We start from the raw sequence: 23,344 nt of genomic DNA on the forward strand, positions 1-23,344 counted from the left end.
CATCGGATGAACATCGGGAAGGCACCATGGATCTGCTGCGATTTCTACTGCTGCTGCCCCTGCGCTTGGTGCGCGGGATTCTGGCGGGCCTGGGCCTGATACTGCGTCCGCTCGTTGGAGAGATGAGTTGGTCGGCGCCCACGTGGCTGCCCACCACGGGCGGCTGGATTCGGCGACGTCCCATGCATGCCGCTGGCGTCCTGGTCGCCGCGCTCGTGCTGGCCGGCGCTGGCTGGTTCGGTTGGCAGTGGTACAAGAACCGGCCCAAGCCGGTGGAACCTTCGCGCATCACGCTGACCGCCTCGGCGCCTGCCATCACCGACTACACAAAGCAGCCCATCGTCATCAGTCCGTTGATGGTGAGCTTTTCAGGTTCCGCCGCGCCGATCGAACAGGTCGGCAAGCCGGTGACGGCTGGCATCGCCATGCAGCCCGCGGTGAAAGGGCAGTGGAGCTGGGTCGACGACCGTACGCTGCGCTTCGTTCCCGCCGAAGACTGGCCGGTAGGCAAGCACTACGAGGTGCGCTTCGACGTCGCCAAGGCATTCGCGCAGCAAGTGTTGATGGCCGATGACTACTTCGAGTTCGACACGCCCGCCTTCGAAGCGAAGGCTGAAAACGGCGAGTTCTACCAGGACCCGCAGGACGCCACCGCGAAGAAAACCATCCTGCCGGTTACCTTCAACTATCCGGTCGATACCGCTGATTTCGAGAAGCGCATCGAGGTGGGCCTGGCGCAGCGTGCCGGGCGTGATGTGCCGTTGAAGTACACGGTCACCTACGACCAATACAAGTTGCACGCCTGGATCCACTCGCAGCCGCTTTCCCTGCCGCGCGATCAAAGCGCCGTGGCCTACACCATCGCCAAAGGCGTTCGCAGCACACGCGGTGGCGACGGTACCCCTGCCGAGCTCAAGACGCAGGTGCGCGTGCCGGGTCTCTACAGCCTCACCATCGACAGCATCGAGCCGACGCTGGTCGACAACGAAAAGTACGAACCCGAACAGGTCTTGCTGGTCAACGTCGGTGGCACCGTGCGCGACACGGAACTGGCCGGCCTGATCAAGGCGTGGGTGTTGCCTGCGCGCAAAGCAGGCGAAGACCAGGCGGAAGATGCGCCGCCATATGACTGGAGCGCCGATCAAGTCGGCGAAGCGGAACTGCGCCAGAGCCAGCCGTTGAAGCTGGACTTGGTGTCGACCGAGAACGATTACGAAGCCGTGCAGAGCTTCAAGTTCCACGCATCGCCGGGCCAGCGCGTCTACGTTCGCGTGGACAAGGGCCTGAAGACGTTCGGCGGCTACATCCTCGGCAAGCCGTACACCACCGTCGTCACCGTACCCAACTATCCCAAGCTGCTGCGCTTCATGGCGGATGGCTCGCTGCTCTCGATGTCGGGCAGCAAGCGCATCTCGGTGGTGTCGCGCAATCTGCCCGGCATGCGCGTGGAAATTGGCCGCGTACTGCCGGACCAGCTCCAGCATCTCGTCAGCCTCAACCAGGGCTCGTACGCGCGCCCGGAGCTGAGCTACGCCTTCAGCGAGGATCACATCGTCGAGCGCTTCGAACAGAAGCGCAGCTTCCCGAAGGACGATCCGGCCAAGGCCCATTACGAAGGCCTCGATCTTGGCCAATACCTGAAGGAAGGCAAGCGCGGCGTGTTCCTGCTGCACTTGTCCAGCTACGACGCTGCTGCGGAAAAGAAGCGCGAGGAAGCGCGCAAGGCGGCGGAGAACGAACCGCAAGCCGCGCCGACCAACGATGCGTCGGATGGCGAATCGGACGAGGGCGAAGGCGAGCAGGGCGAGATGTCCGATAGCAGTGACGACGGCAGCGCACCGCCGCCGTCCGATACGCGCATGATCGTGGTCACTGACCTTGGCATGCTGGTGAAGCGTTCGCTCGATGGCAGCCAGGATGTGTTCGTGCAGTCGATTCACTCGGGAGCGCCGGTCGGCGGTGCTTCAGTGTCCGTGCTGGCGGTGAACGGGCAGACGCTGTTCAACGAAACGACGTCGGCCGATGGCGTGGTGCATTTCCCGACGTTCAAGGGCCTGGAGCGCGAAAAGCAGCCGACGCTGTATGTGGTGAAAAAGGGCGACGACCTCTCGTTCCTGCCCATCGGTGGCTACAGCAGCTACGACCGCAAGCTCGACTTCTCCAGATTCGACGTGGGCGGCGAACGCAATGCGACGAACGAGGGGCAGCTGTCGGCCTACCTCTTCTCCGATCGCGGCATCTATCGCCCCGACGACACCTTCCACGTGGGGCTCATCGTGCGCGCGGCCAGTTGGACGCGCAGCGTGGTGGGCGTGCCGCTGCAGGCGGAAATCGTCGATCCGCGTGGCATGACGGTGAAGCAATTGCCGATGTCGATGGATGCCTCCGGTTTCGGCGAGCTCGAATACGCGCCGGCGGAAACGGCGCCCACCGGCACGTGGACGGTGAACCTCTACATCGTCAAGGACGGCAAGGCCGGTGCGCAGATTGGCAGCGCCACCGTGCAGGTGAAGGAGTTCCTGCCCGATCGCATGAAGGTCGAAGCGAAGCTCGCAGGGCAGGTGCCCGAAGGCTGGGTCAAGCCCGACCAGATCAAGGGCATCGTGGACGTGATGAACCTGTTCGGCACGCCGGCGGCCGATCGCCGCGTGGAAGCGTCGCTCACCTTGCGTCCGGCATGGCCGGCCTTCCGCAGCTGGCCCGACTATCACTTCTACGATGTGCGTCGCGCCAAGGAGGGCTACGAAGACAAGCTCCAGGATGGCAAGACCGACGACAAAGGCCATGCCGAATTCGATCTCGACCTGAAGAAATACGCGGACGCCACCTACCAGCTGTACTTCCTGGCCAAGGCCTATGAACCCGAAGGCGGTCGCAGCGTGGCTGCGGCGGCGCAAACGCTGGTGTCGAGCAACGATTGGCTGGTGGGTTACAAGTCGGTCGACAATCTCGATTACATCAACCGTGATGCACCGCGCAGCGTACATCTGGTGGCCATCGATCACACCGCCAAGTCGATGGCGCTGAAGGATCTCAAGGCGCGCCTGATCGAGCGTCGCTACATCTCGGTGCTGACCAAGCAGGATTCGGGCGTCTACAAGTACCAGTCCAAGCTCAAGGAAGTGCCGCTCAACGAGCAGCCGCTGTCGATACCGGCGAACGGCATGGACTACGCCTTGCCGACCGACAAGCCCGGCAACTATGCGCTGGTGATCGTGCGCAGCAGCGACGGCGTGGAAGTGAATCGCGTGGAGTACTCCGTGGCTGGCGCAGCGAATGTGTCGCGCTCGCTGGATCGCAACGCCGAGTTGCAGCTCAACCTGAGCAAGCAGGACTACGCGCCCGGTGAGTCGGTGGATATCGCCATCCGCGCGCCTTACGCGGGCAGCGGCCTGATCACCATCGAGCGTGACAAGGTCTATGCGCACGCGTGGTTCCACGCCGATACCAGCAGCTCCGTGCAGCACATTACCGTGCCGGCGGATTTCGAAGGCAACGGCTATATCAACGTGCAGTACATCCGCGATCCATCGTCGGATGAAATCTTCATGAGCCCACTCAGCTATGGCGTGGTGCCGTTCTCGGTGAACCTGGATGCGCGTCGTAATGCCATCAAGGTGGATTCGCCTGCGCTGGTGAAACCCGGTGACACCGTGACGTTCAAGCTGAGCGCACCGCAGCCCACGCGCGCCGTGGTATTCGCGGTGGACGAGGGCATCCTGCAAGTGGCGCGCTACAAGCTGGGCGATCCGCTGAAGTTCTTCTTCCGCAAGCGCATGCTGGAAGTGGGCACGTCGCAGATTCTCGACCTGATCCTGCCCGACTTCGAAAAGCTGATGGCGATGGCCGCGCCCGGTGGCGACGCCGATGGTGCCATCGGTCGCCAGTTGAACCCGTTCAAGCGCAAGCGCGACAAGCCGGTGGCGTTCTGGTCCGGCATCGTGGACGTGAACGGCGAAAAGGAAGTCACCTATAAGGTGCCGGATTACTTCAACGGCAAGCTTCGCGTGATGGCGGTGGCGGTATCGGCCGATCGTGTGGGCACGTTCGAAGGCGCCACCACCGTGCGCGGCGATTTTGTGCTCTCGCCCAACGTCCCCACGACGCTGGCGCCCGGTGACGAGGTCGAAGTGAGCGTTGGCGTTGCCAACAACCTCACCGGTCTTGGCGGCAAGCAGGTGCCGGTAGCGGTGACATTGAAGACCGGGCCGCAGCTGCAAGTAATGGGTGCGCCGAACCAGAGCCTCAACCTGGGCGAGATGCGCGAAGGCGTCGTCACCTTCCGCGTCAAGGCCACCGACAAGCTCGGCTCGGGCAATTTCAGCTTCACCGCAGCCTATGGCGACAAATCCGCGCATCAAAGCGTGGACGTCTCCGTGCGCCCGGCGTCCGCCTATCGCACCCAGGTCGACGTGGGCCGCGTGGATGCAGGCAGCAAGGCCGATCAGCCGGAACTGCGCCGCCTGTACACCGAATACGCGTCGCGCACCACGGCGTTCTCCAACATCCCCGTGGTGTTGAGCAGCGGGCTGGCGTCGTACCTGGTGAATTTCGAGCACATGTGCAGCGAGCAGATCCTCAGCTCGGCGATGCCGCGACTGGTGCTGTCCAAGTGGCCGCAGGTGAAGGTGTTTGCCGACGCATTGCAGCCGGCGCTGGGCGACAAGAAGCTCACCAACGAGCAGGCGTTGTCGCAGATGCTCGATATCCTGCACTCGCGCCAGAACGGCGAGGGCGGCATTGGCTTGTGGACGGCTACGCCGGATGCCAATCCGTTCGTATCGACTTACGCCATGCACTTCATGATCGAGGCGCGTGACCGCAACATGGACGTTCCCCGCGACATGTTCGACGCGGGCAACAAGTACCTGCACACCTTGGCCAGCGACGACAGCCTCGATGGCATCGACATGCTGCGCCAGCGCGCTTACGCCGTGTATCTGCTGACTCGCCAGGGCAATGTGACCACCAATGATCTGGCGGCCGTGCAGAAGCGCCTGGAAGAAACCGCGCCGAAGGAGTGGAAGAACGACCTGGCAGCCGCTTGGCTGGCGGCTTCCTACCAGTTGCTCAAGCAGGACAAGCCGGCCGCGCAGTTGATCGCCGGCCCGCAGAAGTTGCTCGAGCGTTCGGGTAAGGACAACGACTATACCTATGGCTATTACTACGACGCGTTGACGCGCGACGCGACCACGCTCTACCTGTTGAGCAAGCACTTCCCGGACCGTGCCAAGTCACTGTCGCCGCGTGTGATGGAGAACATCACCTGGCCGATGGAGCAGGGCTGGTACAACACGTTGTCCTCGTCCATGACCTTGCTGGCACTCGATGCGTATGCCACGCAGAACAACCTGGACCTGGACAAGCTGCGCGTCGACGAAGTGCATGCGGACGGCTCGGTCAAGGCCATCTCCGCGCCTCAAGGCAATCTGCTGGTCGCGGGCACCTGGGGAAGCGACGCCAAGCGCCTGCGCTTCACCAACGACAGTGCGTTGGCTGCATGGCGAGTCGTCAGCCAGGGTGGTTATGACCGTGACCAGCCGACCAAGGCGATCAAGGAGAAACTGGAAATCACCCGCGACTACACCGACACCAACGGCAAGGCCATCGACAAGGTGACGGTGGGGCAGGAGATCGACGTGCACGTGAAGATCCGCAGCACCGATGGCAGCGATTACGACGATATCGCCGTCGTCGACCTGCTGCCCGGTGGCTTCGAGCCGGTCATCCAACCGCCGCCGGCCGTGACGGATCAGCAAGAAGACGGCAGTGCGCAGAACGATGCCGGTGGCGACAGCGAGGTCAAAGCCAGCGCCTGGCGTTCACCGATTGGTGTGGGCAAGTCGACCTGGCAACTCGACTACGCCGACATCCGCGAGGACCGGGTGGTGCTCTACGGGGCGGCCACATCGAACGTGGGCGAGTTCGTGTATCGCATCAAGGCTACCAACGCCGGCAAGTTCATCGTGCCGCCGGCCTATGGTGAATCGCTGTACGACCGTCGTGTGCAGGCACGCACGGCCGGTGGTGTGACCTTGGACGTCGTCCGTCAGCCTTGAACGAAAAGGCGCGCCCGCGGCTCGGGCGTGCCTTTCGACCCTTCGCATGAAACTGCCCGCACTGATCATCCGTTGTAGCCGCGCTTTCGCACGCTGGATCGTGCGTTGGCAGAATTGGCTGGTCGGTGCGGCATTGATGGGCGTGGTGCTGGTGGGCCTGCGTGTGTGGCCCCATCGACCGCTCGGCAGTTGGCTGCCGTCATCGACGGCGGTCTACGACGTGCGTGGCCGACTGCTGCGCCTCACGCTGGCCAGCGACCAACGTTATCGCCTCTGGGTGCCGCTCAAGGATGTGTCGCCGTCGCTGGTCGATGGCGTACTGCTGCACGAGGACCGCTGGTATCGCTGGCATCCCGGCTTCAATCCCTACGGCTTGATGCGCGGCGCCTGGGTGACCTACGTGAGTCACGGCAACCGCCAGGGTGGTTCCACCGTCACCATGCAGCTCGCGCGGTTGTTGTGGCGGCTCAATACGCGCACGCCCATGGGCAAGTTGCAGCAGATCGCGCGCGCCGTGCAGTTGGAACTGTTCTATTCGAAGGATCAGATCCTCGAGGCCTATCTCAACTTCGCACCCTATGGCCGCAACGTCGAGGGCGTGGGCGCAGCAAGCCTCGCCTATTTCGACAAGCCCGCCGACGCGCTGAGCCTGCCCGAAGCGTTGACGCTGGCGGTGATTCCACAGGATCCAAGCCGTCGCCTGCAGGCGGGCGCCGATGCACCGGATGTCATCAGTCGCCAGCTCAGCACGTCTCGCAACCGCCTCTACGCCAAATGGAAAACGTTGCACACGGCCGACGCCGGTCTGCAACCTTTGTTCGCGCTGCCGTTGCGTCTGAGGCCGTTGTCCAAGCTGCCATTCGAGGCGCCGCATGCGGTGGATCAGGTGTTGGCGCAGCGCAAGGTTCTTTCGGCCGACACCGACAGCCGAGTCACGACCACGCTCGACCTTGACCTGCAACACGCGCTGGAGCGGCAGGTGGATCGCTATGTGGAACGCAACAGCGGGCGCGGCATCCGCAATGTGGCTGCGCTGCTCGTGGACACGCGCGACATGGGTGTGAAGGCGCTGGTTGGCTCCGCCGATTACGCCAATGCGGATATCCAGGGGCAGGTGAATGGCACGCTTGCCAAGCGCTCGCCGGGTTCCACGCTAAAGCCCTTCATCTACGCGCTGGGTTTCGACCAGGGCGTGCTTCATCCACAGACGGTATTGAGAGACGTGCCGACAGCGTTCGGCCCTTATGCGCCGGAGAATTTCGACGGCCATTTCCTCGGGCCCGTCACGGCCACCGAAGCGCTGGTGCGCAGCCGCAATATTCCCGCGGTGTGGGTGGCGTCGCAGCTCCAGCAGCCATCGTTCTACCAGTTCCTGCGCGATGCGGGCATCAGTCGGCTGGCGAGCGAGAAGCATTATGGGCTCGCGCTGGTACTCGGCGGCGGTGAAGTGACCATGCAAGAGCTGGCGGGCCTGTACGCCATGCTCGCCAATCGCGGTGAATTGCGCCCGCTACGTTTGCTCGCCGGCGATACGCATGGCAATGGCACGCGCCTGCTGAGCGAGGAAGCCACCTTCATGGTGATGGATATGCTGCGCCAGAACCCGCGGCCTGATGAAACCACGGGCGCACAACCCGAACGTTTGCCCGTGTATTGGAAAACCGGCACCTCGTGGGGCTTTCGCGATGCGTGGACGGCGGGCAGCTTCGGGCCCTATGTGCTCGTTGTCTGGGTGGGCAACTTCGACGGCAGCAGCAATCCCGCCTTCGTGGGCGTGGATGCGGCGGCGCCGTTGTTCTTCCAGATGGTGGACGCCTTGCGCGCCGCCCAGCCGCAGATGACCGAACCCGTGCGGCACATGCCCGCGCACCTGCGTCGTGTGGAAATCTGTCTCGCCAGCGGCGACCTTCCGAACCAATGGTGCCCGCAGCGCGGGATGACGTGGTTCATTCCCGGCAAGTCGCCGATCCGCGTGAGCCAGGTGCATCGTCCGGTGGTCATGGATGACGACACCGGCAAACCAGCCTGTCCGCCGTATGCCGGCAAGCGTACGCACGTGGAGGTCTACGAATTCTGGCCGTCGGAACTGCAGCGTGTGTTCGTGCAGGCAGGCATCCCGCGTCGCACGCCACCGCGCAATGACACCTGCGTGCTCACCGGCGTGGACGGCGAGCCGCCTTCGATCACCTCGCCATTGCGCGGCAGCATTTATGCCATGCGCCTGAAGTCGACCGGTCAGGACCGCATCGCCTTCAGCGCCAACGCCGATGCATCGGTGCGCGAGATGTACTGGTTCGTCAACGACGCCTATGTGGGACGCAGCGCACCTGGCGAGTCGATGTTCTGGTTACCTGCCAGTGCAGGCAACTACGAGGTGCGCGTGGTCGACGACCGCGGGCGCAGCGACATCAGGCCGCTGGGCGTGAACGTGGTCGACTGATCGACCCTGCCAAGCGTCATGGCCGAATGGCGCGCCGGGGCTGCGCTATGCTTGCTGGCCTGATCCGCGACAAGCACACGCCCACCGCATGACGTCGTCACCGGCTGCTTCCTATTACCTCGCCACGGCCACCTCGTATGCGCCGTTCGCTCCCTTGCAGGGACAGACGGATACGCGCGTCGCCATCATCGGTGGCGGCTTTGCCGGCCTGCACACGGCGCTCGGCCTGGCGGAGCGCGGCGTGCGCGACGTGGTGTTGCTGGAGCGGGAGAAAGTTGGCTTTGGTGCCTCGGGCCGCAACGGCGGTTTCGTGTTCGGTGGTTATTCGCTGGGCGAGCAAGCACTGCTCGACCAGCGAGGGCAGGATGCCGCCGTCGCCTTGTTTCGCCTCACCACGGAAGCTGTCGCGCGCATTCGCCAACGCGTCTCGCATTACGACATTCCGTGCGACGTGGTGGACGAAGGCGTCATCTGGGCCAACTGGTTCCGCGATCCCGCCGTACTGCGCCAGCGACAGGAATTGCTGGCGCGCCACTACGGCGTGTCATGGGAGTGGTTGCCGCAACACGAGCTGCGCGCCCGCGTGCACACCACGCGCTACTACGACGGCTTGTACGAACGCGATGCGCTGCACCTGCATCCATTGAACTTCGCCATTGGCCTTGCCGGTACCGCAGCCGCGCAGGGCGTGCGCGTGCATGAAGACACCGACGTGTGGCAGTTGCGTCGTGAGGGCACGCGTTGGCGTATCGAAACGGCACAGGGTTCGGTGCACGCCGATCAGGTCGTGTTGGCCTGCGGCGGTTATCTCGCCGGACTGCGCCGCCAGGTGGACCGCGCGATCCTGCCCATCGCCACCTACGTGATGGTCACCGAGCCGTTGGGCGATCGCCTGCACGATTGCCTGGAAACGCGCTCGGCCGTCTACGACTCGCGCTTCGCCTTCGACTACTACCGCCCCTTGCCTGATAGCCGTCTGCTGTGGGGCGGACGCATCTCGGTGCGTGACCGCTCGCCACGTGCGGTTCAACGCCTGCTGCTGCGCGATTTGCTGCGCGTATTCCCCCAGCTGAAAGATGTGCGCGTGGACTACGCGTGGTCGGGCCTGATGAGTTACGCACGTCACCAGATGCCGCAGATCGGCACCAGCGGCGATGGTTTGTGGTGGGCGCAGGCGTTTGGCGGTCACGGTCTGGCGCCGACGTGCGCAGCGGGCGATCTGCTCGCCTCCGCACTGGCGGAAGGCGATGACCGCTGGAAACAATTTGCACCGTACGGCCTGGAACGCACTTATCGGCCGTTTGGGTATCTGGGCGCGCAAGCAAGTTACTGGTGGGAGCAGAGCAAGGACTGGTTCAAGACGAGGGTGGAAGGATGAGCGGCAAAGAGACAAACGCAGTCAACGAAATCAGCTGGGCCGATTTCGAAAAGGTGCTGATCGTTGCCGGCACCGTCACGCGCGTCGAGCCGTTTCCCGAAGCGCGCAAGCCGGCGTGGAAAGTGTGGGTGGATTTCGGCACGTATGGCGAAAAGAAAACCAGCGCGCAGATCGTGAATCTCTATCGCGCTGAGGATCTGCTCGGCCGGCAGATCGTCGGCGTCATCAACTTTCCGGAGAAGCAGATCGGGCCGTATCGCTCGCAATTCCTGCTTACCGGTTTCCACACCGACCAAGGCGTGGTGCTCACCGCCATCGAGCGCCCCGTGCCCAATGGCACGCGCCTGGCCTGATCAACCGGCCTGCAACGCCGGTTGAAGTTGCGGGCGGCGACCGATCATCAGCGCCAGTCCCGCCGCGATCAGGCCGGTCACGCCCGCCACCACGAACGGCTGCAGGTAATCACCACTCTGCGTGCGCAAGGCGCCGGCGAAGAAGGCTGCGCTGGCCGCGCCGATCTGATGCCCCGCAGCCACCCAGCCAAATACCACCGGTGCATCGCGATCGCCGAACGCTTCGGTGGCAAGGCGCAGCGTGGGCGGCACCGTGGCAATCCAGTCGAGGCCGTAGAACATGCCGAACAACGACAGGCTGGCAAACGAAAAATCGGAATAGGGCAGCCAGATCAGCGAGAGTCCGCGCAGGCCGTAGTAAACGAATAGAAGCTTGCGTGGATCGTAGCGATCGGTCAGCCAACCCGAGAGCGTGGTGCCGATCAGGTCGAACGCACCCATCATGGCCAGCAGGCCCGCCGCGCGCACTTCGGGAATGCCGTGATCGCCGCACATCGCGATGAAGTGCGTGCCGATCAGGCCGTTGGTGGTGAAGCCGCAAATGAAGAACGTGGCGAACAGGAACCAAAACGTGCGCTGCTTGGTGGCGGTGGCCAAGGTACCCAGTGCGATGGCGAGCAAGTTGCGACGCGGTGCGCTGTCCACCTCATCTTCGGTCGCGCCATAGGGGCGCAGGCCGATATCGGCGGGCCGCTCCGGCAGCAACCACCAGGCGAGCGGAATCAATAGGGCGCAGCCGGTGGCGACCGTCCACACCACCGGGCGCCAGCCGCCATGTTCGGCGATGGCTGCCAGCGCCGGCAGGAAGGCCAGCGTGCCGGTGGCGGTGCTGGCCGTCAGCAAACCCATCATCAGGCCGCGATGGGTGACGAACCACCGGTTCACCACCGTGGCGCCCAGCACGATGGCCACGCAGCCCGAGCCGATGCCGGAGAACAGTCCCCACGTCACCATCAGGTGCCAGGGCTGCGTCATCCACGCGCTGGCGGAGATCGACACGGTCATCAAGACCAGCGCACCCACCAGGGTGCGGCGTACACCCACGGCCTGCATGAGCGCCGCGGCGAAGGGGCCGACCATGCCGTAAAGGAAGATGCCCAGGGCGGCCGAGAGCGAAATGGTGTCCCGGCTCCAGCCGAAGGCCTTGCCCAGCGGAAGGATCAACACGCCGGGCGCGGCGCGTACGCCGGCGGCGGCCAGCAGGGCGAGAAAGATCACGCCGGCAACGACAAAGGCGTACTTCTGGCCGAAGGGACGGGTGCGCGGTATAGTCATGTTACCGACCGGTACGTTGGGTTCGCGAATCGTACGTACCGATCGGTAACATTGTCAACCCGTGACTTGCCATGCCCGCCAAACGCCCGCCATCCCATCCCGCCGAGCCGGCCGCCGAAGAAAAGCCCAAGGCCGCCGAACGCATTCGCCGCACGGCGCGCGAGTTGTTCTATCGTGAAGGCATCCGAGCCATCGGCGTGGAGGAAATCGTCACACGCGCCGGTGTCACCAAGCCGAGCCTCTATCGCAGCTACGCGTCGAAGGACGAGCTCGCCGCTGAATACCTGCGTGACTACGAAGTCGCGTTCTGGAAGGTGTTCGAGGCGGGTGCCGAAACCCATCCCTCCGACGCACGCGCGCAGTTGATGGCGTACTTCGAAGGCCTGTCGCAGCGTGCCTCGCAAGCGGGTTATCGCGGCTGCGGATTGACCAACGCGGTCGTGGAATATCCCGGTGACGATCACCCGGCGCGCAAGGTTGCCGAGGAGCACAAGCGCAAGTTGCGCACGCGCCTGGTTGAGCTGTCCACCGCGATGGGTGCGAAGAATCCGGCGCTTCTCGCCGACGGCCTGCTGCTGTTGCTGGAGGGCACCTATGCCTCGGGCCAGATGTTCGGATCGCACGGCCCGGCAGAATCGCTGGTCAACATCGCCAATCAGTTGATCGACGCGTCCCTCTCGTAAGCGTCAGCCAGTGCGGCGATGCTGGTTGTCCAGCCAGATGCCAAGGCCTTGCGCGTTGAGTTCCACGTCCATGCCGAGAATCTCCAGCAACTGAGCATGGTCGCCGTGCCAGCCGTGGGCGTGCGCCCGTGACAGGTAGAGATTCGTCAGCGCGGCTTTCATCGCGTCATGGCGTTCTTGGGCAAGCGATGAGGTGGACTGCGCCGACTGGGCGATGAACACCATGGCATCGATCTGCGCGTGCAGATCATTCGCGAGCCTCTCGACGTCCTCGACACGGCCGTAGTGCGTGAGATACATCGCCGCGGGCTTCAGTTCGACCAGCCGCCGGATCGATGCATGCAATGCATCGGGATCGAACTGCACGGGCGATGTTGTCGGCAGGATGAAAGCACCGTTTGCCGTATCGAACTCGCGATAGGACAGCCCGAACGTATCGCCGGTGAAGCACACGTTCGCGCGTTCGTCGTAGACGCTCAGGTGATGGCGCGCGTGACCCGGCGTGTCCAGGCAAAGCAACGGCCGGCCCGAGAGCATGACGACGTGACCATCGGGCGCTTCGACGACGCGCTCGACGGCAATGGGACGCAGGCGACCATACGTCGCTTCCATCACCTCTTCGCCATACACGGCCGAGGCGCCAGCCCACAATTGACTGGGATCGATCATGTGACGCGCGCCGCGTGGATGCACCACGAGACGCGCGTTCGGCAATTGCGCCATGAGTTCGCCGGCACCACCGGCGTGATCGAGATGAACGTGCGTGAGGATCAGCCAATCGACATCAGTGGGTGCAAGACCGGCATCCTTCAGTGCATCGAGCATGCGCGGCACAGCGTGGTTCGTGCCGCAGTCGATATATGCCGCGCGACCGTTCTCCACCAGCAAGTACGCCGCGTCGAAGCGCGGGCGAACGAAGCCCGTATCGATCGTATGGATGCCGTGATTCATCGCCAACCTCGCGCTGTGGAATCAGGCGAGGTTAGCAAGGCCGCCGTGAGGGTTCACTCCCCACCTTGGTCGGGCGGCGCCATTACGCCGCCGAATCGACCAGCACCAGCTCGGCGTCGTCCAGCGCTTTGACGGTGAGTTTCGTTTCGTTGCGGATCGCTGCACCATCGCGCGCATCGAGCTGCACGCCATTGACCTCGATCTGGCCCTTCGCAGGCACGAGATACGCGAAGCGGCTCGCATCGAGTTCATACACGGCGGTTTCGCCGGCCTTCAATGTGGCGCCCAGTACGCGCGCATCGGTGCGTAAGGGTAGGGCATCGGTGTCTTCCTTGAAGCCGCTGGCGAGCGTCACGAAACGGCCGGAGCGGTCACCCATCGGGAACGGCTTGGTGCCCCACGATGGCGCCTTGCCGTGCTGGTCCGGGATGATCCAGATCTGGAAGATCTGCGTGGTCCCCGCTTCCAGGTTGTATTCCGCATGCGTGATACCCGAACCCGCGCTCATCACCTGCACGTCGCCCGCCACAGTGCGGCCTTTGTTGCCAAGGTTGTCCTGATGCGTGATGGCGCCTTCGCGAACATAGGTGATGATTTCCATATCCGCATGCGGATGCGGCGGAAAACCCGTCTGCGGCGCGATGGTGTCGTCGTTCCACACGCGCAACGCGCCCCAGCCCATGCGCGATGGATCGTGGTAGTTGGCGAAGGAGAAGTGATGCTTGGCGTCGAGCCAGCCGTGGTTGGCTCCGCCCAGGCTCTGGAAAGGTCGACGGTCGATCATGCTGCACTCCTGAATGTGGGTAGCGCTCTGCAAGCGCCTTGCGACAAGATAAGTCGCAGCGGCGTAGTTACCAGTCATTGCAAACCGAACGGACTGTTGCCTGAAATACACGTATCGGTTGTCGAGGTTGCCCGACGTCGCGTGGGCCGCGCGCGATGATGTCCCCGCGCAGGGTTCCTCGGGTGTCGCCAGACCTGTACGCGGCACCGTGAAAAAAGTCCTCCCAGACTCTTCACAAATGGCCTCTTTCTGCTATTATTTCTGACTCCGATGCGGGAATAGCTCAGTTGGTAGAGCACGACCTTGCCAAGGTCGGGGTCGCGAGTTCGAGTCTCGTTTCCCGCTCCAGTTTTCAGCAAAACCTCGGCATTCCGGGGTTTTGTTTTTTCAAGCGGATGGTGACCCTTTCAGGTTACGATCCGTGCGCAATGGCCTGGTGGCAGAGTGGTCATGCAGCGGCCTGCAAAGCCGTGTACGCCGGTTCGATTCCGACCCAGGCCTCCATTGCGAACCGACCAAGCCCGCCTCAAGGCGGGCTTTTTCTTGCCTGCGCCACTGCGGGAGCGCAGCGCACGCATGCTAGGATGCGCATCCTTCCGTATTCGGCCCGGATGGCGAAACTGGTAGACGCAAGGGACTTAAAATCCCTCACCCGCAAGGGTATGACGGTTCGATTCCGTCTCCGGGCACCAACGTACGATGTTTCCCCGCTTCGAGGGATGTCATGAGTGGCATCAGATTTCTCGGACCCTACGACAATCGCGTCGCGGCAGAGCTGCCCGAAGGCTTCGTCGTGGGCAGTTGCAAGGGCGATGGAGGAATCGAGCCGGGCGCGCTCATCCACGGTGTTTTTCGGCGCATCGGTGAGCAGCAGTGGTCCGATGATGCGGGACATGTGATGACGGTGATGGTCGAGGATTTCGATCTCGACGCCGTGGGCCTGAGGAATTGGTCAACCGGCATCGAGTAGCTTCGTTAGCACTCCCGTGATGAGCTGCGTAAGGTAATTCCACCAGCTCTCGTAGGGGGTATTTGTGGGAATATTCTTAATTTTCATCAGGTACTTGCATTAGGCCATGGGGCGGCCTATGTTCGTTTGACACACCCAAGGAGGGCGACTGGTGATCAAGGTTGTACTGATTGACGATCACGAGCTGGTGCGTACAGGGTTCAGGATGATCCTGCAGCAGCAGCCGGATATTCAGATCTGCGGCGAGGCAGGAACCGCCGAAGAGGGGCTGCGCTTGATCCGCGCTAAGGCGCCGGACATTGCCCTAGTGGATGTCCATATGCCCGGCATGAGCGGCATCGAGCTTACTGAGCGCGTGTCGCGGTCCAAGCTTCCCACGCACATCATCATCGTCACCGTGGTCGATGACGCACGCTTTCCCAAGCGCCTGCTCGATGCGGGCGCGTTGGGCTATCTCACCAAGGGTTGCACGTCAGACGAATTGCTTGATGCCGTGCGCCAGGTTGCCTCGGGCCGACGTTATCTGGCCCCGGCGGTGGCGCAGCAGCTCGCGCTGGCCACGTTGGATGGCGAAGGCTCACCGTTCGATGCTCTGTCCAGTCGGGAGCTTGAGGTGGCCATGATGCTGGTGCGCGGCAAGGCGCTCACCATGATCGGCGAGCAGCTCAATCTGAGCCCCAAGACCGTCTCGACGTACAAGCAGCGCCTGATGGAGAAGTTGCAGGTCGATCACGTGATCAGCCTCGCGCATTTGATGACCATCCACGGGCTGCTGGATACGCACAACAACCAGGTGGGGAACAATCAACTCAGCGTTTGACGTTCCCTATCGTGGACCACAAAAAAAGCCGGACATGCGTCCGGCTTTTTTTGTGCGACAGCGACGCGTCCTCAACCGTGCGAGGAAGCGTCCTTCTTCACGTCGTCGGCATTTTCTTCGTCGACCGCCTGTGGCGTCGTCGGCTGGACCGCCTGCGCCTGCGACAGCCCGGCATGGGCCAGCAGATCGCCCTGCGTGGGCGATGCCACCGGGGTTGCTTCCTGCTCAGCCGGATGTTCCGCCTTCACCGCCACGTCATTCTCGGCAACGGCCGATGCGGCAGGCTCCGCGGCGGTCGCGGGTGCGAACTCATCGGTGACTGGCTCGACCTTCGGCGACACGTCCAGATGCGCGCGGAAATCAATGGTCGTGCTGCCTTCGTGATGAGCGGGCTCGGACACGACAGGGGTCGCTTCCGGAGCATGCGTCGTGCTGGCGGAAACGTCGGTAGTGGGCGTCACTGCCACGGCGTCGGTGGCCGTGGGAGCCATGACGGCCACACGTTCTTCGTGCGACACCGTCGCGGTGAACGTTTCAACCACGGCTGACGTTTCAACCTGCACGTGCTCGACCACGTTTTCCGCCCCGACGTCCGTCTCCGGAATGGGCGGCAGCGTCGGAAGGTTGAACGAGGTCGGCGCTACGGCGCTCAGCACGTGCTCGGGAGCCTGGATCGGCGCCGACGGCGGCGCTGCGGGAGCGACATCTTCCGCCTTGGTCGCCGCGACATCGGCTGGCGACGAGGGCTGTTCTTCGCGAGCCGCATGTGCGCCGGCCGTGACCGCTGCCGTGGCAGCGATAGCGGTGGCGATCGGTGCGGCCGAGGTCATCGGTGCGGCGGGCTTGGCCGCCTCCGTCCGATCTTCATCGTCGAGATCATCGAGATGCTGGTCGTCGGCCGATTCAGAGCTCTGTGCGCCGGTCTGCGTGCCGTCCTCGTGGCGACGACGACGACGGCCGCCACGACGACCGCGGCGACGACGCGACTGTCCGCCTTCGGCTTCTGCTGCGCCCGCGACGGCCGGAGCCGTATCGGCGGTGATGACTTCGCCGGTGGTCTCGACCGAGGCCACGATGTTCTTGATCAGCTCCGCATCAGGTGCCGTAGCGGGGCGTTCGGCTTGCGGCTGAGCGGCTGCGGGCGCTGCGGCGGCGGCAGTTGCAGCGGGCTGTGCCTGCTGGTTCTGCGGCGGCTGCTGGCGGGGCGGACGTTGCTGCTGTTCCTGGCGCGGTGGCTGCTGCTTGCGTTCGCCCTGGGCCTGCTGCGCTTCCTTCGGCGGCTGCGGCTGGCGCTCCTGCTTGGAAGCCTGCTGCTGACCCTTCTGACCCTGCTGCTGCGGCTGCTGGCGATTGCCCTTGGCCGGTTGCTGGCCCTTCTGGCCCTGCTGCGGCTGGTCACGACGCTGCTGCTGGCGGTTGCCCTGCTGCTGGTCACGCTGAGCGGAGCGCCCACGCTCATCGCGGCGATTGTTGTTGCGGCCCGACGAGGCCGGCTCGGACTTGGGCGCCTGAGCGGGCGCGGTCGGCGCGGCGCTGCTGCGGAACCAGCCAAGCAGGCGCGAAATGACGCCACCTGCCGGAGCCGGCGAGGCGGCAGGCTGGCGAGCGGCCGGTGCCTGCGGTGCCGGGGCGGCAGCGGTTTCCTCGCGAACCGGCGCGGGCGTGGACGGCACGATGCCGCTGACGGCAGGCTGCTCGCTGCTGCCCAAGGCTTGGCCCATCTTCGGCACGGCGGAGGCTTCGACGGCGGTCAGGCGCTCATAGCTGGGCTTGCTGTGCTCGCCCATGTCGGCTTCGCGGATGCGCTGGATCTCGATGTGTGGCGTCTCGAGCTTGTCGTCCGCCACGATGACCACGTGCACCTTGTTGCGCAGCTCGATTTCGACCACGCTGGCGCGCTTCTCGTTGAGCATGAAGTTGGCCACGGTCGGCGGCGCCTGCACCAGCACCTGGCCGGTGTTGTCCTTCATCGCGTGCTCTTCGATGAGACGCAGCGTGGACAGGGCGAGCGACTCGACGCCGCGGATATGGCCATGGCCCTCGCAGCGCGGGCACACGATCTGGGTGGCTTCGCCGAGACTCGGGCGCAGGCGCTGGCGGGACATCTCCAGCAGGCCGAAGCGCGAGATGCGGCCGATCTGCACGCGGGCGCGGTCCAGCTTCAGCGCGTCTTTGAGCCGCTCTTCCACTTCGCGCTGGTGCTTGGGGCTGTCCATGTCGATGAAGTCGATCACGATCAGGCCGCCGGCATCGCGGATGCGCAGCTGGCGGGCGATTTCCACCGCCGCTTCCAGGTTGGTGTTGAACGCGGTTTCTTCGATGTCGCTGCCCTTGGTGGCCTTCGACGAGTTGATGTCGATGGCGGTGAGGGCTTCGGTCTGGTCGACCACGATCGAGCCGCCCGAGGGCAGGCGCACCTGGCGGTCGAACACGCTCTCGATCTGGGTTTCGATCTGGTAGCGCGAGAACAGCGGGGTGTCGTCGCGGTACATCTTGAGTTTGCGCAGGGCGTTGGGCATCACCTGCTGCATGAACTCGCGCGCGTCGTTGTACAGCGACTCCTCGTCGATGAGGATCTCGCCGATGTCACTGCGCAGGTAGTCGCGCAAGGCGCGGATGAACAGCTTGGATTCCTGGTAGATCAGGAACGGGGCCTTCTGTGCCTGGGCGGCGCCGGAGATGGCCTTCCACAGCTGGAGCAGGTAATCGAGATCCCACTGCAGTTCTTCGGCGTCGCGGCCGAGGCCGGCGGTGCGCACGATCAGGCCCACGTCGTCAGGAACGTTGAGATGCTCCAGCGCTTCCTTCAGCGCCTGGCGGTCTTCGCCCTCGATGCGACGCGAGACGCCACCCGCTTTCGGGTTGTTCGGCATCAGCACCATGTAACGGCCGGCGAGACTGATGAAGGTGGTCAGCGCGGCACCCTTGTTGCCTCGCTCTTCCTTCTCTACTTGCACGACCACTTCGTGACCTTCCTTGATGAGGTCGCGAATGTTGGCCTTGTTGGGGTCCAGGCCAGGAGTGAAATACTCCCGGGCCACTTCCTTGAGCGGCAGGAAGCCATGACGTTCCGCGCCGTAGTCGACGAAACAGGCTTCAAGGGACGGTTCCACGCGGGTGATGCGGCCCTTGTAGATATTGGCCTTTTTCTGTTCGCGGGAAGGGATTTCGATGTCGAGATCGTAAAGGGTTTGGCCATCGACGATGGCCACACGCAACTCTTCACGCTGAGTTGCGTTGATCAACATACGTTTCATTGTAATTTTTCCTCGGCTTGCCGCGCGTCGCGTGCCTCGGTGGCGCCAGTCACTTCGGCGGCCTGCCGGGGATCGCGCCGCTGCGGTTAAGCGGCAAATGACGGCATCGTTCTCGGTGCCGGGATGATTCTTAGGCTGCGCCCGCCGCCCCGGGTTCCCTTGGAAACCGGACAAACAGCAACCCGAACCGTTACGATGTAAGGGAGCAGCAACCGGCTGCCAAAGAGGCGACCGGCGCTATCCTCGCCGACGTCACGGGGTGGGCGTCCCGACCCATCCGAACTTCGGCAGGGGCAAGACCAAACGCCGGCCGAGTATCCTATTTCGCCAGGTTTTTTTCAATGCAGACGGTAACTTCCCCCGACGCACCTCAAGGTGTGCGTCAAGTCGAGATCGGACCCGAGCGGGACGGTCAGCGCATCGACAATGCGCTCATGACGCTGCTCAAGGGGGTTCCGAAGAGCATGATCTATCGGATTCTTCGTACGGGACAGGTGCGCGTGAACGGCAAGCGCGCCAAGCCCGATACGCGTCTCGCGGCCGGCGATATGCTGCGCATTCCACCTGTTCGCGTGGCCGAAAAGGCCGAGACGAAGGGGCCGTCGGCGGGGATGGTCTCAGCCATCACTGATTCGATCATTTTCGAAGACAAGCACTTCCTGGCCATCGACAAGGCCACCGGCATCGCCAGTCACGGCGGCAGCGGCGTGAGTCATGGCGCCATCGAGTTGTTGCGTGCGGCACGGCCGAACGAGCATATCGAGCTGGTCCATCGACTCGATCGCGACACCAGTGGCGTTTTGGTGTTCGCCAAGACCCGTGCCGGCCTGACCGGGCTGCAGGCGGCCATCCGCGACGGCTCCGTGGTCAAGCAGTACCTCTGCCTGATGGTGGGCCACCCGAACAAAGCCAAGTTCAGCGTGAACGCGCCGTTGCTCAAATCCGTGCTGCAGGGTGGAGAGCGGATGGTAAGAGTGTCCGATAACGGCAAGCCATCGCTCACGTTTTTCCAGGAAATGGAGCAGTACCCGGGCGGCCGCCTGATGCAGGCGACGCTGGGAACCGGTCGCACGCACCAGATTCGCGTCCATGCCGCTCATATCGGCCACCCGCTCGCGGGCGACCCGAAGTACGGCGACAAGGAAATCAACAAGGCCATGAAGGATCTGGGCCTCAATCGCCTGTTCCTGCATGCCTCGCACATGAGCTTTGAGCTCGATGGGCGTTCGTACAGCTTTTCGGCGCCGATGCCGGACGATCTGAAGGATTTCCTCGACGTTCTGGCCGTAAAGGGCAACAGGATCCGTCGTCTACTGGAAAAAGCGCGCGCTCACCTCGAGTGATCGCAGCAGGTGGCCGGTAAGGCCGCTTTCCACCAGCAGTGCGCAGGCCGCGTGTGCGATGGCGATGGGTACCAGTCGCGGCGCGCGCATGAAACTCCACGCCCACCACAATTCGGCCGCCAGGCACAGCTGCATCAGCGCGCCGTTAGGGGTGTGGAGCAGGCCGAACAAGCCAGCCGTGACCAGGATGATGGCCGCGCGGGGCAGGCCGGTGCGTTCCAGGCGGCCCATCACCAGCGCGAGCATGGCCCACTGCTGCAGCAGGGCCCAGCCGACGTACATGAGGATGTGACGGACATCCAGATGAAGGAGGTGGTGCCCGTCGGCCAAGGTCAGCGCAGCGGCGACGGGCAGGGGAACCAGCGGGTAAACCCAGTCCAGCCAGGTTCGCCCCCACCAGCTCCATTCCACCGGCCGGCGTCGCCATTCGCTTTGGCCACCATAGATGAGCGCGGCCAGAAAGGCGGTGATGCCCGCAACGGAGGGATCAGGTCCCCAGCGCAGCCCGGCGATGAGCCAAAGCGGTCCAAAGGCAATGGCGGCGACTTCGGTCCATGGCCGCACCACGCCAGGGCGTTGCCGGACGGCCAGCCAGACCAGCCACGCCAGATAGAGCCCGCACACGCCGGCATCGAGCCAGGTGGGCATGTGGCTGGCCGTGTCGGTGGGTAGCGCTTGCCCGAAGGGAAGAACGATGGCGGCGGGCCAGTATTGATGTACCCGATCGCGCCACAGGAGCATGGCTTCCGAGGAGGCACCCTCCGGCAGTCGGACCATCGGCGCCCGATAGCGGGCAAGCTCCCGGGAGTCGGGTGTCCACGAGACCGATGATTCGGCGCCGAGCAATCGGATGTCGGCCATCTGCCGGTCGATGGCCGGTGGCAGCGAGGTGCGTTCAAGCGACAAGAGCGTGACCGAGCGCAGGGCCAGCGTGGAGCCGGCCGGTATCGTTACCCGCAGGCGCAACATATAGACCACGACGTCCGGGGCGCGGCAGGGTGCGCCATCGACGGTCCGCCACGACAGGTTGGCCAGATCGATGGATAGCGATGCCGTGTTGCGCGAAACGTTGGCGGCGCGATCGGCCGAACAGGCCGCTCCCGATTCGATCGGCTGATAGATCAACCCAAGCACGCCGTCGCGATTGCCTTGCATATCGATGCGAAGCAACGGCCAGTGCGCAAGGTCGACGGGTGCTGCCAGCGGCAAGCCGACTTCAAACGCTGTGCCGTCGCGGCTGGTGATGACCAGACCAGCGGGCGTGGCCGTCAGATCGGCCGCGCCGAACACGCGGCTGGCGACCAGATCGGACGGGCGCCGCAGCTGCCACTGCCATGGCGACCTGCCGCCGCGCAGGGTCGATACATCATGACTGGCTTGATGAATCAGCTGGCCGCGCGTGATCCAGCCCGACAGCGCCCCCATGCACCACATCAACACCGCCACCGCTGCGAGGAAACCCGCAACGGGAAGCAGGCGCAACGTGGCGCGTGGCACGCTCAACGTTCGAGCAAAACGTCGACGCGCGCCGCGCAGATGATGTCGTTCATCGACAGTCCGCCCACGTCGTGCGTGGACCACAGCACCTGGCAATGGCCGTAACCCGCTTCCAGATCGGGGTGGTGGTCCTCTTGATTGGCCATGAAGCCAACCGCATTGATGAAGCCGAGCGTGTGGTGAAAGTCAGGGAACTTGAAATCCTTGACGATGGCCTTGCCATCGTCGGTGACTTTCCAGCCGGGCAGTGCAGCGAGCAGTTCCTTGAGCTGGGCGGCGTCCAGCGCGTGTTCCTTGCCCTTGCGCGGCGTGCAGTGCTGGCTGGCGAGTTGGCTGAGGTTCATGGCGAAACGTCCGTGGCGAGAGAAAGGTGCGAAGCGTCGAAGCTACGCCCGGAAAAGTCAAAGCCGGGCAGACGAGTCAAATTAGGACTAAAATGGTGCTGTATTGCCGGCCAGGCCGGAGTTTCAGCTGGAGTAGACATGATCGATATTTCAGAACGCGCGCAGCGGCACTTCCTGCGCCTGCTTTCCCAGCAGGGCATCGAAGGCTTGAGCATTCGCCTGCGCGTGACGTCGCCGGGTACGCCGGCGGCCAACTGCGAGCTGGAGTTTGCCGAGCCCGATGAATTGACCGGGCAGGAATGGACCATCGTGTGCGATGGTTTCGATTTCAACGTGGAAGGTGACAGCGCGCCCTGGCTGGAAGGCGCCAGCATCGATTTTGAGCCGAACGCCACGGGCGGCCAGCTCAACATCCGCGCGCCGCGTATCAAGGGCGAGATCCCCGGCGAGGAAGCTGGCCTGATCGAACGTGTTCGCTATGTGCTCGAAGCCGAAGTGAATCCGATGATCGCCTCGCACGGCGGTCGCGTGAGCCTGCTGGAAGTGAATGCCAACGGCGTGGTGATCCTGCAGTTCGGCGGCGGTTGCCATGGCTGCGGCATGGTCGATGTGACGCTCAAGCACGGCATAGAGAAAACGCTGCGCGAACGCGTGCCGGAAATCACCGAGGTGCGCGACGCCACCGACCACAGCGGCGGCAGCAACCCGTACTACAGCAAGAAGGAAGGCCAGTCCGCGCTGGGTTGATCGACAGCCGTCTGGACGTCCAAACGAAAAGGCCCGCATGATGCGGGCCTTTTCTGTTTGCGGCGGTGGCGCTTACTTGTCGCCCTGGATATGACCTTGCAGCGTATCGAGCTTGGTCGGCAGGCTGGAGAAGTAGGCGGCGACATCCTGGATGTCCTGGTCCGACAGCTGCGCCACGAAGCCCTTCATGATGGCGTTGTCGCGCTGGCCCGTCTTGTACTCGTTCAGGGCCTGCTGGAGGTACAGGTTGTACTGGCCGGCCAAGCGCGGGTACTGCGGATCGATCGAGTTGCCGTCGGTGCCGTGGCATGCAAAGCATGCGGCAGCCTTCTGCTTGCCGTTCTCGATGTTGCCCGCGGCCAGCAACTGGGTGGAAGCGAACGCCAAGACGGCGCCGAAGGAAAGCAGGGTGAGTGCACGATGCATGCGTTCGGGTCCTTGGC

Annotated in this window: 16 protein-coding genes and 3 tRNA genes; 12 read left to right on the plus strand and 7 right to left on the minus strand. The window is 63.8% G+C overall.

Going from position 1 to position 23,344, the window contains the following annotated elements:
* Nucleotides 1-26: 26 nt before the first annotated feature.
* From ABIC75_RS20045 to ABIC75_RS20060, 4 genes are all read left to right on the plus strand, one after another.
* Nucleotides 27-6,059, plus strand: coding sequence for an alpha-2-macroglobulin (locus tag ABIC75_RS20045; protein WP_354015662.1), 6,033 nt, complete (start codon nucleotides 27-29; stop codon nucleotides 6,057-6,059).
* Nucleotides 6,060-6,105: 46 nt separating this feature from the next.
* Nucleotides 6,106-8,499, plus strand: coding sequence for a penicillin-binding protein 1C (pbpC, locus tag ABIC75_RS20050; protein ID WP_354015663.1), 2,394 nt, complete (start codon nucleotides 6,106-6,108; stop codon nucleotides 8,497-8,499).
* A gap of 88 nt (nucleotides 8,500-8,587) precedes the next feature.
* Nucleotides 8,588-9,877, plus strand: a complete 1,290-nt coding sequence (locus ABIC75_RS20055; RefSeq protein WP_354015664.1) for an NAD(P)/FAD-dependent oxidoreductase — start codon at nucleotides 8,588-8,590, stop codon at nucleotides 9,875-9,877.
* Nucleotides 9,874-10,230 (plus strand): tRNA-binding protein, encoded by a 357-nt coding sequence (locus tag ABIC75_RS20060; RefSeq protein WP_354015665.1) that lies wholly within the window; start codon nucleotides 9,874-9,876, stop codon nucleotides 10,228-10,230. The genes ABIC75_RS20055 and ABIC75_RS20060 overlap by 4 nt, the downstream gene beginning before the upstream one ends.
* Here ABIC75_RS20060 and ABIC75_RS20065 read toward each other — a convergent pair whose 3' ends face one another.
* Nucleotides 10,231-11,505, minus strand: coding sequence for an MFS transporter (locus tag ABIC75_RS20065; protein WP_354015666.1), 1,275 nt, complete (start codon nucleotides 11,503-11,505; stop codon nucleotides 10,231-10,233).
* 71 nt (nucleotides 11,506-11,576) lie between these two features.
* Between ABIC75_RS20065 and ABIC75_RS20070 the strand changes: the two genes are divergently transcribed.
* Entirely contained in the window at nucleotides 11,577-12,188 is a 612-nt protein-coding gene (locus ABIC75_RS20070) for a TetR/AcrR family transcriptional regulator (RefSeq protein WP_354015667.1), read from the plus strand.
* A 3-nt stretch (nucleotides 12,189-12,191) separates the two neighbouring features.
* On the opposite strand, the gene ABIC75_RS20075 is transcribed toward ABIC75_RS20070, so the two are convergent.
* Together ABIC75_RS20075 and ABIC75_RS20080 are read right to left on the minus strand one after the other, a co-directional pair.
* On the minus strand, nucleotides 12,192-13,139 hold the full coding sequence (locus ABIC75_RS20075; RefSeq protein ID WP_354015668.1) for an MBL fold metallo-hydrolase: 948 nt from the start codon (nucleotides 13,137-13,139) through the stop codon (nucleotides 12,192-12,194).
* A gap of 82 nt (nucleotides 13,140-13,221) precedes the next feature.
* Entirely contained in the window at nucleotides 13,222-13,923 is a 702-nt protein-coding gene (locus tag ABIC75_RS20080) for a pirin family protein (protein ID WP_354015669.1), read from the minus strand.
* A gap of 272 nt (nucleotides 13,924-14,195) precedes the next feature.
* Here ABIC75_RS20080 and ABIC75_RS20085 point away from each other — a divergent pair.
* From ABIC75_RS20085 to ABIC75_RS20105, 5 genes are all read left to right on the plus strand, one after another.
* Nucleotides 14,196-14,271, plus strand: a tRNA-Gly gene (locus ABIC75_RS20085).
* A gap of 82 nt (nucleotides 14,272-14,353) precedes the next feature.
* Nucleotides 14,354-14,427, plus strand: a tRNA-Cys gene (locus tag ABIC75_RS20090).
* Between the two features lie 101 nt (nucleotides 14,428-14,528).
* Nucleotides 14,529-14,615: transfer RNA gene (locus tag ABIC75_RS20095), tRNA-Leu, on the plus strand.
* A 32-nt stretch (nucleotides 14,616-14,647) separates the two neighbouring features.
* Entirely contained in the window at nucleotides 14,648-14,893 is a 246-nt protein-coding gene (locus ABIC75_RS20100; protein ID WP_354015670.1) for a hypothetical protein, read from the plus strand.
* A gap of 151 nt (nucleotides 14,894-15,044) precedes the next feature.
* Nucleotides 15,045-15,713, plus strand: coding sequence for a response regulator (locus tag ABIC75_RS20105; protein WP_354015671.1), 669 nt, complete (start codon nucleotides 15,045-15,047; stop codon nucleotides 15,711-15,713).
* Between the two features lie 71 nt (nucleotides 15,714-15,784).
* On the opposite strand, the gene ABIC75_RS20110 is transcribed toward ABIC75_RS20105, so the two are convergent.
* Nucleotides 15,785-18,970, minus strand: coding sequence for an Rne/Rng family ribonuclease (locus ABIC75_RS20110; protein WP_354015672.1), 3,186 nt, complete (start codon nucleotides 18,968-18,970; stop codon nucleotides 15,785-15,787).
* Between the two features lie 341 nt (nucleotides 18,971-19,311).
* Between ABIC75_RS20110 and ABIC75_RS20115 the strand changes: the two genes are divergently transcribed.
* Nucleotides 19,312-20,313, plus strand: a complete 1,002-nt coding sequence (locus ABIC75_RS20115; protein ID WP_354015673.1) for an RluA family pseudouridine synthase — start codon at nucleotides 19,312-19,314, stop codon at nucleotides 20,311-20,313.
* On the opposite strand, the gene ABIC75_RS20120 is transcribed toward ABIC75_RS20115, so the two are convergent.
* Together ABIC75_RS20120 and ABIC75_RS20125 are read right to left on the minus strand one after the other, a co-directional pair.
* Nucleotides 20,281-21,810: a CPBP family glutamic-type intramembrane protease gene (locus ABIC75_RS20120; protein WP_354015674.1), complete on the minus strand. Its 1,530-nt coding sequence runs from the start codon at nucleotides 21,808-21,810 to the stop codon at nucleotides 20,281-20,283. The two genes, ABIC75_RS20115 and ABIC75_RS20120, sit on opposite strands and share 33 nt — an antisense overlap.
* A gap of 2 nt (nucleotides 21,811-21,812) precedes the next feature.
* Complete coding sequence (locus ABIC75_RS20125; RefSeq protein WP_354015675.1) at nucleotides 21,813-22,154, minus strand: 4a-hydroxytetrahydrobiopterin dehydratase; 342 nt, start codon at nucleotides 22,152-22,154, stop codon at nucleotides 21,813-21,815.
* A 138-nt stretch (nucleotides 22,155-22,292) separates the two neighbouring features.
* Between ABIC75_RS20125 and ABIC75_RS20130 the strand changes: the two genes are divergently transcribed.
* Entirely contained in the window at nucleotides 22,293-22,901 is a 609-nt protein-coding gene (locus ABIC75_RS20130; protein ID WP_354015676.1) for an NfuA family Fe-S biogenesis protein, read from the plus strand.
* Nucleotides 22,902-22,973: 72 nt separating this feature from the next.
* On the opposite strand, the gene ABIC75_RS20135 is transcribed toward ABIC75_RS20130, so the two are convergent.
* Nucleotides 22,974-23,327: a c-type cytochrome gene (locus tag ABIC75_RS20135; RefSeq protein WP_354015677.1), complete on the minus strand. Its 354-nt coding sequence runs from the start codon at nucleotides 23,325-23,327 to the stop codon at nucleotides 22,974-22,976.
* Between the last annotated feature and the right edge of the window lie 17 nt (nucleotides 23,328-23,344).

It is taken from the genome of Dyella japonica (assembly GCF_040545895.1).
GTDB classification, from domain to species: Bacteria; Pseudomonadota; Gammaproteobacteria; order Xanthomonadales; family Rhodanobacteraceae; genus Dyella; species Dyella japonica_D.